1 protein-coding gene is annotated in these 18770 nt (G+C 60.5%); it reads right to left on the bottom strand.

Features of this window, described 5'->3' with window-relative positions; genetic code table 11:
• Positions 1–70: 70 nt before the first annotated feature.
• Positions 71–18358, bottom strand: coding sequence for an SdrD B-like domain-containing protein (locus CJ255_RS07740; RefSeq protein ID WP_165774607.1), 18288 nt, complete (start codon positions 18356–18358; stop codon positions 71–73).
• Positions 18359–18770 lie beyond the last annotated feature (412 nt).

Genomic DNA, 18770 nt, shown 5'->3' with positions numbered 1-18770 from the left:
CAGCTTCGCTGTCACAACGGAGTTGTAAGCTGTCTCCCGAGAAGGCTACACCTCCCCCCCCCACCCAACTCTACCGCACTACCAACGGCAGCAGGACGCGGAACTCTCCGCTGCTGAGACCACTTGTAACGGTGATCGGGCCGTATTCGTTGGTTCGTCCGTTGGTTTCGATCTCTTCTAGCCAGTAGCTATAGCGTACACCCTGGGTGGCACTGCTGTCAACCCAACTGTAGCTCGCACCAAGCTGCGGCCCCCCGCGGGCGAGGATGCGCTGCGGGGTGATCCGCTCCGCGTTGGCGCGGTTGCCGTCGGCGCTGCGCCAGAGGTGGAAGGCCCACGTGTCGCGCTCGTCGGCGGTGGCCCAGCGTAGCAGGACGCTATCCCCTTGGGCTGTGGCTGTGAACTGGATGAGCGCGATCGCGGTTGGGTTGATCAGGCCCGCCCAGACGCTCATGTTGCGGTCGCCAGGCTGTAAGGTTACGACGTCGCTCTGACCATCCAAGGGGTTCGCATCGCTGTCCAACCCTGGCGTGGTGAAGTTGTAGCCTTCTGGCAGGTCGCTGAAGACAACACGGTAGTTGCCAGGGGTCAGGTAGTCGAAGAGGTATTCTCCGTTCTCGTTGGTGCGTACCCGGATGGGCTGGCCGGAGCTGTCGAGCACGGGGGTGCCGTCAGCGTAGACCAGGCTCACCAAGACGCCTACTGCTGGCTCTTCGCCCTCGTCGCGTCGCCCGTTGCCGTCACGGTCGAACCAGACGATGTTGCCAATCGCGGCGGGGCGGAAGAGGCCGAAGTCTACCGTCATGTTGCCGTTGCTGTCGTCACCGTCAATCTCCTCATCCGGTGCCTCACGGCTCCAGATGGTGATTGTGCCACTGCGGATAATGTTGCCATCATGCTGGGTGCCACGATCACGGTCGTCAATGTTGGTGTTCGGGGCAGGCTCGTAGGGGCCAGTCCGTGAACCGTTGACGCCGGTGCTACTGACATAGCCCTCCGGTGCGACGATTTCCACGATGTAGCTGCCCGGGACGAGGTTGTCGAAGAGGTAGAAGCCCTGGGCGTTGGTGCGTGTGGTGGCAATGGCATCGCCGTCAGGCTGGCCGTCGCCGTTGCTGTCGCGGTAGAGCCGTACTTCTACATTGGGAATGCCCATCTCGTCAGCATCCAAGAGGCCGTTGTTGTTGATGTCGTCCCAGACGAAGTTGCCGATGCGTACCCGCTCGTAGAGCCCCGCGTCCCAGGTGTTGTCGTTACCGCCCGGTTCCAGGGTGATAACGCCGGTGCGCCTTGTGGTCGGATCGGGATCACTGTCACCCGCACGGTTGTCGCCCTGGTTGGGTGGGCTGATGTGGTAGCCCGTTGGCGGCACAAACTCGATGATGTACTCGCCTGGCCCCAGGTCGGGGAAGGTGTAGAAGCCGTTCTCGTCGGTCGTTGTGGTCGCCAGTAGCGTGGTGCCGTCGCCCGCGTAGAGCCGCACGGTCACGCCTGGGATGCCCTGCTCGTCGGCATCCTGGATGCCGTTGGCGTTGCGGTCGAACCAGACCCGGTCGCCCAGGCTGCCGGTGAAGAAGAGGCCAGCATCCCAGGTGAGGTCGGTGGTGCCCGGTGGCAAGCTGATCACCGGCGTGCGCCCTGTGCTGTTATCAGCATCACTGTCACGCGTGCGGTCATCGGTGCCGCCGGTCGGGCTGCGCTCGTAGCCCGGTGGCAAATCGAAGCCGACCACGTACTCACCCTCGCCGAGCCGCTCAAAGCGGTAGTAGCCGTTCTCGTCGGTGGTGGTGGTACTCAGCACCGTGGTGCCGTCGGCGGCGTAGAGGGTGACCCGTACCCCCGGTACGCCCGTGGTCTCGTTGGCATCCTGTACCCCATCCTTGTTAAGGTCGAGCCAGACGCGGTCGCCAATCGTCGAGGGGCGGAAGAAGCCGAAGTCGAGGCGCAGGTTGGCATCGTTGAAGTTGCCGTCCGGCTCCTGCTCCGAGCGGAGCGTGATCGGGCTGCTGCTCGCGGTGCGCCCAGTGCCCAACCCGTTGTTGTCGAGGTTGATGTCGTTGTTCGGGTTGTTGGTCACGCCCGGAATATCGGTTGAGGACTCGTAGCCTTGCGGTGCGGTCACCCGTACCACGTAGTCGCCCGGACGCAGGTTCTCGAAGCGGTAGTTGCCGTTCGCATCGGTCGTCTGCGGGGGTACCGGATTGCCGTTCACGTCGGTCGCTGGGGTGCTGCCGTCGCCGAGCAGTAGCTCAACGGTGGCCCCGGGTAGCGGCAGATCGCGGTCGGGATCGAAGACACCGTTGTTGGCGAAGTCCTCGAAGATGAACTCACCTAGGCTGAGCGGACGGAAGAAGCCGAAGTCGAGCGTCAGGTTGGCGTAGCCCTCCTCCTGCGGCTCGTCACCCGAAGTGAGTGTGATCGGATTGCTGCTCACCGGGCCGCTGGTGCTGCTGCCAATCCCGTTGTCGTCGTTGTTCACATTGTTGTTGGGATTCGCGCTGGTGCTGATGTCATCCGAGGAGCGGAAGCTCTCCGGCGGCGTCACGCGCACCACGTAGTCGCCCGGCTTCAGGTTGTTGAAGCGGTAGAGCCCATCCTCACCAGTGGTCTGGTTACCCACTGCGTTGCCGTCGGCATCGGTCACCGCATTGCCCTCACGGTCGAGCAGTTCCACCGTCGCCCCGGCCAGCGGTGAGTCCACCGCTGGATCGTAGCGCCCGTTGTTGTCGCGGTCATGGAAGACCAGGTCACCCAGGCTGAGCGGGCGATAGAAGCCGAAGTCCATGCGCAGGTTGCCGTAGCCGTTGAAGTCCGGCTCGGTGCCCGCGTTGAGGGTGATCGGGTTGCTCTGCACCGTTCCGGTGGTGCTGCTGCCGATACCCTTGTCGTAGTGGTCATCGTTGTTGTTGGGCTGATCGGTGATGCCCTCAACATCGTCGGAGGAGCGGAAGTCCTCCGGCGGCGTCACGCGCACCACGTAGTCGCCCGGCCAGAGATCCTGGAAGAGGTAGGTGCCAGTCACTCCGGTGGTCTGCGGCTGCACTGGGTTGCCAAAGACATCGGTTACCTGATTGCCATTGGGGTAGATCAGTTCCACCAGCGCACCGGCCAGCGGCGTATCCACCTCGGGATCGTAGCGTCCGTCGTTGTCGCGGTCGTGGAAGATCTGGTTGCCCAGACTGAGCGGGCCGGTGAAGCCGAAGTCAACCATAAGGTTGGAGCGGTTGTCGGGCGCCTCGCCTGCGTCCGCAGCCGGGTTGGGGTTGCGGTCCTCGCCCGTTGGCTCGTTCGCCCCTGGGCCAAGCACAACCACACCGCTACGCACGCTACCACTGCCATGCTCAATCCCATTGTCAACGCTATCAGTCCGCACGTTGGGATCGGCCTCGTGGTTGGGGCCGGTGCTGGTGCTGAAGCCCGCCAAGGCGGCACCGACGGTGAAGTTATCGGCGATCACCTCGACGATGTAGCGGCCCTCGGGTAGGTTGTCGAAGCGGTAGTAGCCGCCGTCGCTCGTCGTCTGATCGGGCACCTCATTGCCCGTCGCATCAATCGCCCGATTGCCATCCTCGTCCAGCAGGCGCATGATCACGCCGTCCCGTCCGAAGTTGGGTTCGTCGTTCGCGTTGATATGGCCGCTATTGTCGCGGTCGTACCAGACGCGGTTACCCAGGCTGTAGGTGGGCGCCACACGAATGATGTAGTCCTCCACCTCACCGTCGGGCGCGTAGCCGTCCGGCCCCAGGTTGGGATCGGTGCTCAGGCGGAAGCGTGCCCCCAGATCACTGTCGAAGGTGGCGGTCATCGGCACATTGAAGGTGAGGATGAACTCTTCACCGTCCGCACCGCTGGGGATCGTCAGGCGTTGCGTCTCACCCGGGCCATTGAAGTCGCCGTTGCCGTTGAAGTCAATGAAGCCGTAGAGGAAGGCGTCGCGTCCGGTCAGGTTGGTGACCGTCACCACCACCTCGGCGGGCAGGCCGGTGTAGAAGGTGGGGAAGAAGACCCCATCTTCGTCATTGATGCCGGTGTTATCGTCGCCCGTTGCGCTCGCATTGGGCTGGCCATCACGCTCGGCATCAATCGTTGCCCCCAGCAGCAAGCCCTCGGTGATCAGGTGGTGCGGGCCGTTGTTGGCTGCGGTGGTGTTGTAGCGCGGCTGCGGCAGATCGCCCCAATCGGCCTGGGCGAAGCCAAAGTCAACGGTGCGATTGGAGCGGTTGTTGGGTGCTTCACCTGGCGGGTTGGGTTCGGGGGCATCATTATCATCCAAGGGCTCGCTCGCGCCACCATCGTTGCCCAGGGTGACGATCCCGCTGCGGATGCCGGTGGTTGCCGGGGTGGTCGAGACAATCCCGTTGTCGTTGTCATCGCCATCGAGGTTGGGGTTGGCCTCCTGGCCCGCGCCGGTGCTGCTGAAGCGGCCATGGAGCGGCTGGCCTGCGGCAAAGTTCTCGCGCACCACTTCAACGATGTAGTCACCCGCAAGCAGGTTGTCGAAGCGGTAGTAGCCACCACTGCTGGTCACCTGATCAGCCACTTGGCTGCCGGTGGCGTCATTGACGCGGTTACCGTTGGGGGCGAGCAGGCGCACGGTCACGCCGTTAATGCCAGGCTCATCGTTATTGCGCCAGCCATCGTTATTCTCATCAAGCCAGACGCGGTTGCCCAGGCTATAGGTGGGCACCACCTCGATCAGGTAGTCCTCCACCTCGCCGTCGGTGGCAGTGCCATCAGGCCCAAGCCCCGTGTCGGTGCTGAGGCGGAAGCGCGCACCCAGGTCGCTGCCAAAAGTCGCAGTCATGGGCACGGTGAAGGTGAGGGTAGTGGTACCATCAGAGCCCGTCGCCACCGTAGTGGTCACCACCTCGCCCGGGCCGTCGAAGCGCCCGTCGCCGTTGAAATCAATGAAGCCATAGAGGATCGCATCGCGTCCCGTCTGGTTGTAGACCCGCACCGTCACCTCGGCTGGCAAGCCGGTGTAGAAGGTGGGGAAGGTCACGCCGTCATCGTCGGTATGCTCGGGATGGTTGGCATTGGGATGCGGATTGCCATCCAGATTGGGCAGCACCGTCGCACCCATACGCAGGTCGGGGGTGATACCGTGGTTCGGCCCACCGTCCGCATCAAGCGTGTTGTAGGGTGGCGGCAGATCGCCCCAGTCCACCGGCACGAAACCGAAGTCCACGTGCAGGTTGGAGTTCTCGTCGGGCGTATTGGGGTGGTCGCGCTGGACTGGGTTGCCCATGCCGGTCGTCTGAGTCTCGTCCTGATCCTCTTCTTCCGTGGGCAGTTGCCCCGGCACCAGCGTGACCGGCACACTCCGCACGGTATTGGCCGTAATGATCACGCCGTTGTCGTCGTTATCTTCGGCACTCGGATCGTTGGCGTTCACCGGATCGCGGCTGGAGGCCAAGCCCGGCATCGGGCCGCTGGTGCGATCCACCTCGACGATGTAGGTACCAGAGACAAGGCCGGTGAAGAGGTAGCGTCCGGTGCCATCGGTCAAGGTCGAGGCCAACTCGGTTGTGCCATCCGCCGCGAAGAGGCGCACGGTGACGCCTGCAATGCCTGGCTCATTCGCTTGGCGCAGGCCATCGTTGGCGGTACCGCCATTGCGCCCGTCATCGAGCCAGACCAGGTTACCGAGACTCATGCCGTAGAAGCCGAAGTCAATTGTCTGGTTGCTGTTGTTGTCGGGGCGGAACTCAGGATGATCGTCCACATTGGGAAGTTCATCCGTCGGCTCTTCTCCGATCTCCAGCGTCACCAGCGCAGAGAGCACGCCGCCCTCGTAGAAGCCGCTGGTCTGGAGCGTACCCCGGTCGAGCCCATCATCACGCTCAGTCATGGGATCGAACGCGGGAAGCTCATCACGGACTCCATTCGCACCAATAAAGGTACCGCTGCTGAAGAGGCCATGCAGCGAACCGCCGCTCTCGAACTGGCTCGCCGGGATGCCCACCACGTAGCTACCCGGATTGAGCAGGCGCGGCGTAGCCAGCGGCGAGCCGTCGAGGTTGGTGTGCTGGGTGAAGAGGTAGGTACCCGTGATGCTCGTGGTCACCACCGCAATGGGGGTGGTCTCGGCGCCATCAATGGTTCCGTTGCGGTCGGCATCGTAGAAGAGTTCGACGCGCACGTTGGGGATACCAACCTCACCATTGTTGAGCAGGCCGTCGTTGTTGGTGTCGTACCAGACCTGGTTGCCTACAGCAACCGCCTGGAAGAAGCCGAAGTCGAGGCGCAGGTTGACATCGTTGTTGGGGCCGTCCGGCTCGCTCTCCGAGCGGAGTTGCACCACAGCGCTGCTCACCTGGCTGCTGCCATCAACGCTGCCACTACCGATCCCGTTGTCGTCGTTGTCTAGGTTGTTGCTGGGATCGGCAGTGGTCGTAATGTCGTCCGAAGAGATGTAGCCGGTCGGCGGGGTGACGCGCACCACATAGTCGCCGGGGGGCAGGTTCTCGAAGAGGTAGAGGCCGTCGGCAAGCGTGGTCTGCGAGAGCACCAGCGTGCCAGTGATGTCGCGGGCCGGAGTAGTGCCGTCGGCGAGGAAGAGTTCAACGAGGGCACCCGGTAGCACTTCATCAACATCGGGGTCATAGAGACCATCGTTGTTGTTGTCTATGAAGATCAGGTTACCCAAGCTGAGCGGGCGGTAGAAGCCGAAGTCGAGCGTCAGGTTGCTATCGGGATCGGTATCACCATCGTCAACCGGCTCAAGGCCCGAAGTGAGGGTGATCACATTGCTCTGGACGGTGCCCGTGATGCCGCTGCCAAGCCCGTTATCGTCGTTGTTGCGGTTGTTGTTGGGATCGAGCGTGGTCGTAATGTCGGTGGAGGAGACAAAGCCGTCGGGCGGGGTGACGCGCACCACGTAGCCGCCGGGGCGCAGGTTGGGGAAGAGGTAGCTGCCGTCGGCAAGCGTGGTCTGCGAGAGCACCAGCGTATCGGTGATGTCGCGGGCCGGAGTGATACCGTCGGCAAGGAAGAGTTCCACCAGCGAACCGGGTAGCGGGCTATCCACGGCGGGATCGAAGAGGCCGTTGTTGTCGCGGTCGTGGAAGATGAGGTCGCCCAACCTGACCGGCGTGAAGAGGCCGAAGTCTACGGTGAGGTTGGAGCGGTCGTCGGGCGACTCGCCCGCGTCCGTAGACGGATCGGGGTTGCGGTCGCTCTCGCCCTCCGGCTCGTTCGCGCCGGGGCCGAGGTTGATCACGCCGCTGCGGATGCTACCGCTGGCATGGGCGATACCATTGTCATCGCTATCAGTCGGCACGTTGGGATTCGGCTGGTGAGCCGGGCCAGTGCTGGTGCGGTAGCCATCAAATGGCGCACCGTCAGCGAAGTTCTCGGCGATAAGCTCAACGATGTACTCACCAGCAGGCAGGTTATCGAAGCGGTAGTAGCCGCCGTTGCTCGTCTGCTGGTCGGGTACCTGATTGCCCGTGGCATCGTTGACCCGATTGCCATTCTCGTCAAGCAGGCGCACCCAGACATTATCGAGGCCGGGGTTGACGCCATCAGCCGGAGTAATGTCGCCACTATTGTCGCGGTCGTACCAGACGCGGTTGCCGAGGCTGTAGGTGGGCACGACTTGGATCAGGTAGTCCTCCACCTCGCCGTTGGGTGCGTAGCCATCCGGCCCCAGGTTGGGATCGGTGCTGAGGCGGAAGCGGGCACCCAGGTCGCTGTTGAAGGTAGCGGTCATCGGCACGGTGAATTCGAGGGTGGTGGTAATGCCATCTCTCTCCGCAGGTACCGTGACGGTCACCACTTCGCCCGGGCCGTCGAAGCGTCCGTCGCCGTTGAAGTCAATGAAGCCGTAGAGCGTCGCCTCCCTCGTGAGGTTATTGGTGACGGTCACCACCACGTTGGCGGGCAGGCCGGTAAAGAAGGTGGGGAAGGTGACGCCATCATCATCAGTGTGGGCGGCGGCATTGTCATCAGGCTGGCCATCCAGATTGGGCTGCACCTCCGCGCCAATCCGCAGATCGGGGTGGATGACGTGGCGCGGGCCGTCGTTCTCAAGCGTGGTGTTGTAACCAGTGCCTTGCGGCAGATCGCCCCAGTCAGAGGGAACGAAGCCGAAGTCAACTGTCAGATTGGTGCGGTCGTCGGGCGCTTCACCCGGCGGGTTGGGGCTGGCGACATCCCCATTCTCCGGCTCATTCGCGCCACCAGGCCCATCGCCTAGCGTGATGATGCCGCTGCGGATGCCGTTATCCCACGGGCTGGGATCATCAATCCCGTTGTCGTCGTCGTCACGGTTGTTGTTCGGCGTGGCCGACTGGTTCAGGCCGGTGCTGCTGAAGAGACCCTCCAGCGGCTGACCCACCGCAAAGTTCTCACGTACCACCTCGACGATGTAGTCACCGGCGAGCAGGTTGTCGAAGCGGTAGTAGCCGCTGATGTTGGTGGTGGTGGTGATCTCTAGGCCGTTGCTATCAAGCAGCGGCGTACCATTATCATCAAGCAGGCGCACCACCACATTGGCGATACCCGGCTCACTATCGTCGCGCAGGCCATCGTTGTTATCGTCGCGCCAGACGCGGTTGCCCAGGCTGTAGGTGGGCACCACCTGGATCAAGTAGTCCTCCACCTCGCCGTTGGGCGCGTAGCCATCCGGCCCCAACGCGGGATCGGTGCTGAGGCGGAAGCGCGCACCCAGGTCGCTGTTGAAGGTAGCGGTCATGGGCACGTTGAAGCTGAGGGTGGTAGTAATGCCATCACTGCCAGCAGGCACATTGACAGTCACCACTTCGCCGGGGCCGTCGAAGCGTCCGTCGCCGTTGAAGTCAATGAAGCCGTAGAGCGTCGCTTCCGTCGTGAGGTTGTTGGTGACCGTCACCACCACATTGGCAGTCTGGCCGGTGTAGAAGGTGGGCAAGGTGACGCCATCATCATCAGCGTGGGCAGCGGCATTGGGATGCGGATCGCCATCCACATTGGGCTGCACCTCCGTACCCATCCGCAGGTCGGGATGGATGACGTGGCGCGGGCCGTCGTTCTCAAGCGTGGTGTTGTAGCTTGGTAGGCCGTCAATACCCTGTGGCAGATCGCCCCAGTCGGCAGGCACGAAGCCAAAGTCAACGGTGAGGTTGGAGCGGCCATCGGGCGCTTCGCGCTCGGGGTTGGGATCGTTAGGCTCAAGATCGGTCTCACCCGTCGGCTCACTGTTGTCCGGCCCCAGGGTGATGTCGCCGCTGCGGATGCCATTGAGCCGCGGGTTGGGATCGTCAAGTCCGTTGTCGTCACGGTCAATGTTATTGTTGGGATTCGCCGATTGCTGAATGCCGGTGCTGCTGTAGAGGCCGTAGAGCGGCTGACCTTCGTCAAAGTTCACTGGCAGAATCTCAACGCGGTAGGTACCAGAGATGAGGTAGTCGAAGCGGTAGTAGCCGCCATTGCGCGTGAGTTGGTCAGGCACCGGATTGCCCAGCACGTCGGTGACCGTGGTGCCAGCGGTATTAGTTAGACGCACGAGGACATCATCGATGCCGGTTTCGCCCGCATCCGCATCGTGGAAGCCATTATTGTTGAGATCGCGCCAGACACGGTTACCCAGGCTGTAGGTGGGGATCACCTCGCCCAACGAGACCATGTAGTCCTCCACCTCACCGTCGGAGGCGTAGCCGTCGGGGCCAAGGCCGGTGTCGGTGCTGAGGCGGAAGCGGGCACCCACCGTCTCGGTAAAGACGGCAGTATGGGGCACGTTGAAGGTCAGGATGGCGGTAAAAGGATCGGGGCTACTCGGCACCTCAATGCTCACCGCCTCATTTTCGCCATCAAAGTCGCCGTTGCGGTCGAAGTCAATGAAGCCGTAGAGCGTCGCCGTTGTGCCGGTAGTATTGCTGACCACCACGGTAACGTCGGCAGGCAGGCCGGTGTAGAAGGTGGGGAAGGTGACGCCATCCTCATCGGGCAGATCGCCAAGCGCATTCCAATGGGGCTGGCCATTGGCATCAGCATCCACCGTACTACCAATCAGCAGGCCGGGGCGAATGGCATGGCGCGGGCCATTATCCTCACGCCGCGTGTTGTAGACCGGCAACGGCGGAGCTTCGGGGTCGGGATGGGTAATCGTACTATCAGGCAGATCGCCCCAATCGGCGGGCGCGAAGCCAAAGTCTACGTGCAGGTTGGAGTTGTTGTCGGGGGTGAGGGGATGGTCAAGGACGCGCGGATCACCCATACCAAGCGCGGGGGCACGAGTCAGGCTCTGATCGCTCTCAAGCGTCGGCAACGTCCCCGGCACTAGCGTCACCGGCACGCTCCGCACAGTGGTACTCGTCACCAGCGTGCCATTGTCGTCGTTATCGTCGCTACTCGGCGTGTTGGCAGTAACCGGATCGCGGCTGGAGACCAAACCGAGAGTAGCGATCTCACCGCTATTGGTGTCTACCTCAACGATATAGGTACCGGAGACCAAGCCGGTGAAGAGGTAGCGCCCGTCGCTGTCGGTGGTGGTGGTGCTGAGCAGCGTCGTGCCATTCGCGGCAAAGAGGCGCACGGTGACCGTGAGCAACCCGCGCTCGGTGGGCTGGCGAATGCCATCATTGACCACGCCACCAACACCTGCACCATCATCAAGCCAGACCAGATTACCAAGACTCATGGCGTAGAAGCCGAAGTCAATCGTCTGGTTGCTGCTATTGTCGAGGCGGTAGGGGGGATGCGGGTCTACACTGGGATCTTCGTTTACAGGCTCGCCGCCAATGCTCATGATGACAGGCAGGCTCAAGACGCCGTCAGTGTAGAAACCAGTGGTCTGGAGCGTACCTCGGTCGCGCCCATCGTTGGGATCAAGCATGGGATCGAACGCGGCGCTTTCGCTGATAGTGCCATTGGCCTCAATGAAGGTACCGCTGCTATAGAGGCCGTAGAGCGGCCCGCCTGGCGCAAACTCGCTGGCGGGGATGCCCACCTGATAGCGTCCAGGCGTCAGCAAGCGCGTCGTAGTCAGTGGCGAACCATCAAGGTTGGTATGCTGGGTAAAGAGGTAGGTACCCGTGATGCTGGTCGTTACCACCGCAATCGGCGTCTGCTCAGCAGGATCGATAGTGCCATTGTTATCGGCATCGTAGAAGAGCTCAATACGCACACCGGGGATTCCCACTTCACCGTCATCAAGAATGCCGTTGTTGTTGGTGTCGTACCAGACCTGGTTGCCGATAGCGACCGGGCGGTAGAAGCCGAAGTCAATCGTGCGGTTGGAGCGTTCATTAACGGACTCACCATCCTCCGGGTTGGTAATGGGATCATTGTCGTCATCGGGTTCGCTGTTGCCCGGCCCAAGGTTGACCGTTCCACTACGAATCGCCCCGTCACCCATCGTCACCATACCCTTATCGTTGCTATCAGTGCCATCATTGGCATTCGTCGAGACGTTGGGGCCGGTGCTGCTGAAGTAGTTGACCAGCGGCCCATCGCCGGTGAAGTTATCAGCAACAATCTCGACGATGTAGTTGCCCGCACCAAGGTTGTCGAAGCGGTAGTAGCCGTTGTCGTTAGTGGTCTGGGTGGGAACGGGCGTGCCATCAATAAAGAGAGCCGGATTACCCTCGTCATCGAGCAGGCGCACAACGACATTACCAATGCCCGGATTGGAACCATCAGCATCATCAATGTCGCCGCTATTGTTAACGTCGTACCAGACGCGGTTGCCGAGCGAGTAGAGCGGCACGAAGCCAAAGTCTACCGTGCGGTTGGACTGGTTATCGGGCGCTTCGCCCGCCTCGGGGTTGGTGTCGGGGTCGTCGTCGCCGGTTGGCTCACTAAAGCCATTGCCACCACCCAAGGTGACGGGCAGGCTGCGCACGCCGCCACTGATCGGATCGAAGGTGCCGTTGTCGTCAAGATCAACGTCATTATCGGGATCGGGTGCAGGCTCATAAGGATTATTGGCGCCATCAAAGCCGGTGCTGCTGAGGAAGCCACGCAGCGGATTGTTGCCAGTGAAGTTATCGGCAATAATCTCGACCACATAGTCGCCCGCAGCTAGATTATCGAAGCGGTAGTAGCCATTGGCATCGGTGATCTCGTCCTCAACCAGCGAGCCATCAATGTGGCGCGCCGGTGTCGTGCCATCGCCATACCAGAGGCGCACCACAACGTCTGCAATGCCAGCTTCGGTATCAAGATCATGGATACCATCATTGTCGGTATCCTCCCAGACGCGGTTGCCGAGCGAGTAGTGGCGCACCACAGCAAAGTCGAGGGTGGGGTTGTAGGTGCTGCCCGTAGCGGTATCAACATCATTATTTTCTTCCGCACCTTCGCTACCCGGCGTCAGGTTGAAGGGCTCACTCGTCGCAGTATCAGTGGCACTACCAACGCCCTTATCGTGATCGTCAACATTGCCGTTGGGATTAGCGGTTTCGTCCGTATCACGGCTGCTGACGAAGCCCTCCGGTATGTCAATCTCCACCCGGTAGGTACCCGAAACCAAGCCGGTGAAGGTGTAGATGCCGTTGGCATCGGTGACGGTATTGCTGATCGTCTGACTACCATTAGCCGAGAGCAGGCGCACGGGGACATTGGGCATCCCCGGTTCATCGCCATTACGGATACCATCGGCGAGCGTGCCACCGCCCTCGCCATTATCGATCCAGACGAGGTTGCCCAGGCTGAGCGTATAGAAACCAAAGTCAATCGTCAGGTCGCTATTTTCGTCGAGAATCGCAATCCCACCAGGGGCGGTGCCAGCACCTTCTGGTTCGCCGGTGGGCATGGCACGCGCGGTTACGCTGAAGATTGACGTGGCAACGCCGCCATTAAAGATGCCAGTGGTCTGCAGGCTGCCCTTATCAAAGTGATCCTGATCATTGTTGGGCGGCGTGGGAGGCGCTACCTCAACCAGTTGGCCCGCGTTGTTGATCGTCACGCCGCTATTGTGGTAGCCGAAGAGCGGCCCGCCCGGTTCAAACTGATCGGCGGGAATGACGATCTGGTAGCTACCGGGTAGCAGCACGCGTGGCTCGGCAAGCTCCGAGCCAGCCTCATGAGTCTGCGCGGTGAAGAGGTAGAAACCATTGGCATCAGTCGTCGCCTCGGCGATCCACTGCAGCTCGTCGTCATCCAGATCTCCTGAGCGATCTTCGTCTAGGTAGAGGAGGACGCGCACACCGGGGATGCCGGTGGAGGAGCCATTGGCACCGCCGCCATCGTTATCCCGGCGGTCGTTGTTGGTGTCGTAGAAGACGCGGTTGCCAAGGCTGATCGGCTCGACGAAGCCGAAGTCTACGGTGCGGTTGGAGCGATCATTGCGCGATTCGCCATCTTCGGGGTTCGTGGTGGGATCGTTGTCGTTGGTTGGCTCTTGGTTGCCGTCGCCGCTGCCAAGAGTCACAATGCCGCTGCGAATCGCACCATCAACCGGCGTATTCAGGCCGTTATCGCGGTTGTCGTCATTGTTGCTGTTGGGGTCGGGCTTCTCCTGGGGGCCGGTGCTGCTGAAGTGGTTGACTAACGGCCCGTCGCCGCTGAAGTTATCGGCCACAACCTCAACAATGTAGTCGCCAGCGAACAGGTTGTCGAAGCGGTAGTAGCCATTGGCGTCAGTGGTCTGGGTGGGAACCTCAGTGCCAGTCACGTCAACCGCCGGGGTCACGCCGTCGGCATTCAGCAGGCGCACGACGACACCGGGGATGCCGGGGTTGTCACCATCAGCGTCATTGATATGACCGCTATTATCGGCATCGTACCAGACCCGATTGCCGAGCGAGTAGATCGGAATGAAGCCAAAGTCTACCGTGCGGTTGGACTGGTTATCGGGCGCTTCGCCACCATCAGTGTCGGGGTTGGGAGTGGGGTCGTCGTCGCCAGTCGGCTCACTAACGCCATCGTCACCACCCAGAGTGATGGTGCCACTACGCACCAGAGCACCAACATGGAAGCCGTCATCCTCTCGATCCTGACCACCAAGAACACGAACATCGGCAAGTGGCAAGCCAGGCAACGGCCCAGTGCTACTACGATAGCCACGCAGCGCCCCAGTACCCTCAAAGTTCTCCGCCAGAATCTCGACCACATAGTCGCCCGCGAAGAGGTTGTCGAAGCGGTAGTAGCCGTTCGCATCGGTAGTCTGGGTGGCAACAAGAGTACCATTGATATGCAGCGCCGGCGTGAGCTCATCACTGCTCGTCACTTCCCAGAGGCGCACGCGCACGCCGTTGATACCGGCCTCACCGTCGTCATGGATACCGTTGTTGTTGGTATCGTGCCAGACGCGGTTACCGAGCGAGTAGTAGCGCACGATACCAAAGTCAATAGTGGGATCGTAGGTGCTGCCAAGTTCCGTAATGACCGTATTACTGATAGCGGTAACACCTGGCCTCAATTCAAAAAGATTAGTCCTCGCCGTACCAGGATCCGTACCAACACCTTTATCGTGGTCGTTGACATTGCTATTGGGATCGGCAGTATTGGCCGTATCGCGGGTACTGACGAAGCCCTCCGGTATGTCAATCTCCACGAAATAGTCACCCGCAGCCAAGCCGGTGAAGGAGTAGATGCCACTCGCGTTGGTGGTGGTGGTCATCAGGACGGTGTTATCGGAGGACAAGAGGCGCACCACGACGCCTTGGGTCACAGGCTCGGTGCCATTGCGGATGCCGTCGGCCAAGACGCCGTCGCCATCGCCGTTATCGATCCAGACCAGATCGCCCAGGCTGGCGGTATAGAAGCCAAAGTCAATCGTCAGGTTGCTGCGGTTGTCGGGGTTGGGATCGTAGAGCGGATCGCCAGGATCGGCATCAGGATGGAATTCGTCGGTAGGCTGATCGCCAGTGAGGTCAATTGGGCGGCTAAGGACACCGCCATTGTAGAAGCGGAAGCCAACATCGAAGGCGGTATGTAGCGTATCAGTGCTAACAAAGCGCACCGTGCGCCCGTTGTCGTCCCAGTCGTCATTATTACTGGGATGCTGCGCAGCGGTCTCTCTGAGCCTACCCTCTTCATCAATCCTCGTGTGGCTACTGTGGTAGCCCTCAAGCGGGCCACCCGGATCAAACTGGCTGGGCGGAATGCCAACGATGTACTGACCCGGGGCGAGCGGAGCGAGCGCGGCAGTACGGGTGAAGATGTAGTAGCCCTCAAGATCGGTCGTAGTGGTGGCAATCGGAGTCTGCTCATTGCCGGTCAGGAAGCCATTGCCGTCGGCATCAAGGAAGAGTTGCACGGTGACATTGGGGATGCCGGTGGAGGAGCCATCACTACCATCACCATCATTATCAAAGCCATCATTATTGGTATCGAAGAAGACGCGGTTACCGATACTGACCGCGTTAGCATCATCGCTCACAAAACCGGCATCCCAACTCAGGTCGGTCTGGCCTGCAGTCAGCGTGGTCGTGATGGTACGCAGGGTGTCAGAAAAAATATCGCTATCAAGCAGGGGATTACCCCCCGCATTCCGCACTGTCACCGTGAAGCCCTCAGGCAGCGAAAATTCAGCAAAATAATCACCCGGATCGAGATCGCTAAAGAGGTAGTAGCCGGGGTTACCATTGGAATCATCGCGGGTGAACTGGCGCGCCACCGAGATGGCCTCTGTTCCGGAGATCATATAGAGCGTAACGACCACCCCATTCATGCCACTAGCGGAGCCATCATTCTGAATGCCATCACGATTAATGTCGTGCCAGACATAGTTGCCATAGGCGGCCCGCATGGTATCGCTCACCGTGATACCAACACGCGGCGGCTGGGCGACGAGGGTACTCCCATCATCGCCACGCTCGGCGGTGTAGGCAAAGGTATTCCAGGCGACATTGGTATCGTCATTGTTGCCAAAGACCCCATCCGGCCCTGGGCCAGCAAGCGGCGCATCAACAGGCGCCAAGGCTTGGAAGTAGAAGGTGAGTTCTTCGGTAGGATCAAGAATATAGTCACCAAAATCAAAACGCAACGAACGCACCGCCGTGGGGTCGCTCGGCATCTCAAGGCTCCAGACGCCAGGGCCAGGCAGGTCACCATCCACCATGAGCATACAGTCGGGGTTAGGGGCAACGGTGAATTCGTCACGACAGGGGTTGAGCTCGGAGCTATAGCGAATCTCAAGACCGGGAATTTCAGGGTCAACGATAACCGGCCCGCCCAACTGCACCGTCCATGCTGTACCTACATTCGCCTGGTCGCGCACACCGAGGTTCTGGTTTGTCTCCAAGCCAATGGTGCGGCTGAAGGGCAGAATGTCAATAATCTGCAGATTGGTGAGGTCAATGTTGCCAGTATTCTCTAGGGTCATGCGGTAGTAGATCAGGCCACCCTGCACCGTCTGGCCCACACGCGGGTCGCGGTGGAAATCGAGATCTGTTGGTTCGCCAGTTTCAGGATCGAGCAGCACATCAAGCTGACCAGCGACATACTTGGCCGAACCGATCGAGGCGATACTCCGCACCGTGAGGTTGCTCGGCGAGGAGAAGCAGAGGCGCGAGGGGTCAATGCCATCGCCATTCTGGAAGATACCAGCATCGGAGGGGGCGGGCTGGCAGAGGCCATCGCGCACCAGGTTGGGTTCCATGCCGTGGTTGACCAGCGCCAAGTAGTTGGCGTAGTTGCCCGCACGGGTACCATCAACCACGGTGACATCAAAGCGAATACGGGCATTGCCATCAGACGGGATGCTACAGCCCGTATCGGCCCAACTCCAGATGAGCATGGTGCGCCCGCTACCGTTGTAGTTGTCAATTTGTTCGAAGTTGGGATCGACTAAACAACCCGGAATATTCTCCGTAACCTCAAAATTGGTTGGATCGGTCACCTGGGGCGGCAGCAGGTCAGCAATCGTCGGCTCAAAGAGGGGCGCAAAGGCGCCATTACGCAGACGCACCTCGTAGCGCACGGTGCCGCCGGGCAGGGCCGGACTACCGCTCACAATCGTCTTGCGCGGATCGGGGCGCGCCTTGGGCACCGCGACCTCGACGGTGGCGGCTGAACTCTGTTGCGTCAAGGGTTCAATCCCGTGGAATGCCCTGGCCGTCGCGGTATTTTCCACCATCTGCGGCCCATCGGCGGTCACAGTATAGGCCGCACCGCCACCATTGGGCGGGTTGATCACGATGCTGCGGAAGCTGACCGCCTGGCTCGTCTGGGTGAGCGGCAGGGTGGCGAAGTTGAAGCGCAGGTGCGAGACATAGTCGCCCGCATTCCAACTGGGGAAGCTGGTCACCTCCACCGTAGCGCCAAGAGGAACACCGCTAATCCAGACCCCATCGTCATTGCGCTGGTAGTCAACACTGGTTGCCTGGCCGGTATTAACTTCAAAAACACTATATTCAAGCGGAATCGTATCAGTAATACGGATATTATTCAGACCAACATTGCCAGTATTATCGACACGCAAACGCGTGGTAATCTCACCACCAACACCAACGATCGTATCAGCAGTACCCTCAGCGCCGGTAACGCTCTTATTAAAACCCAAGCCAGGGAGCGGGCCGGCGAGGGTGTGGGTCACGCTGCTAGTCAGGCTCTGCAATGTGCCGCTGTAGGGCGTGGTGCTGGCAGCAACCTCATTGATGCGCTCGGCACCCTCGATGTTCGCGGGATTAGTTCCAGGGTAGCTCACCACCACATCAAAACTACGACAACCAGTGCCAGTCGCAGGTACATTGACATCACTCCAGACAATCGTGCGATCAAGCGGATTAAAGACCCCCTCAGGGCTCGAACTAATATAGACCGCATTGAGCGGCAGGGTATCAGTGATGGTGCTATTGGTCAGGTTGAGCGCACCGGTCGTACCAGCACAGAGGTTGACACTATAGAGACTGAGATCATCATTGGCCCCACCAGCGACGAGGCTCTTAGTGAGCTCTGGTTGGGGCTCGGCGGTAGCGGGGGGCGGCGTGATGGTGCTTTCGACCGGCGTTGCACCAGTGCCACTAATTTCGGCGCTAATAATCCCCTCGGTACCCTCAAGCGTCGTACCCGGCACATAGCGCACCTCGAAATCGAGCTGGCCAGTAGTGCCGAGGGGCAGCGGGCTACGGAAGGTCCAGGTGGCAACTTGGGTATCCGGGTCGTATGAGGTGAGCGTGACATCATTATTGCCCTGCACCGCCACCCCTTCAAACTCCGGGGGGAGGGTGCTGGTCACCACCATATCGTTACACTCATTCGCGCCAAGTGAGGAGCTGCACTCGTAGGTGAGGCGCACGGTAAAGACCTCGCCCGAAGGGAGCGCATCAGTGGGTGTGCCGGGGGCCAGTTCAAGGCGCAGGTTGAGGATGGGGCCTTGCGCATAGGCGGTGCTAACCGGCAGCAACGCCGCCAGACCCGCCAACGCAAACATCACCAGAACCAAGAGTGCAGCAATGGGAGAACGACGACGAACAACATGATGGTACATAACTGGCTCCCTGTGGAATAACATCTAAGGGACAATAAAACCCGGCGTACATAACGTCCGCCGTTCAATAACGCTACGAGGGGATTGACACGGTAACTTGTCGGTGATCCTATTATATGCTAGGCAACATAGTACGTCGAGATAAAGTTCCGTGCAGGTTGTATGTAGCTTGTGTAGTGTGTGCGTGTTGGGGTGTCTGGCTACAGGGGGGAATCGATTGTAGCACCTGATTCCGTTTTGCATAGTCCTGTTTGGAGCTAGTACCCTCTGGTAGTATGACGCACAGTGTAGGAGGGTGCGAGGGAACCAGGTTGCCTCGCGCATCCTTACCGAGATCCTTGATGCCTCCAATAATAGTAACCCATTTCTCCCGTTATGTCACTATACTTTAGGTATAGTCTAGGTATAGTCT

Source organism: Candidatus Viridilinea mediisalina (assembly GCF_002532535.1).
Taxonomy (GTDB): domain Bacteria; phylum Chloroflexota; class Chloroflexia; order Chloroflexales; family Chloroflexaceae; genus Viridilinea; species Viridilinea mediisalina.
Note: the sequence above shows the minus strand (reverse complement) of the source record. Positions and strands in the feature narration are given on the sequence as shown.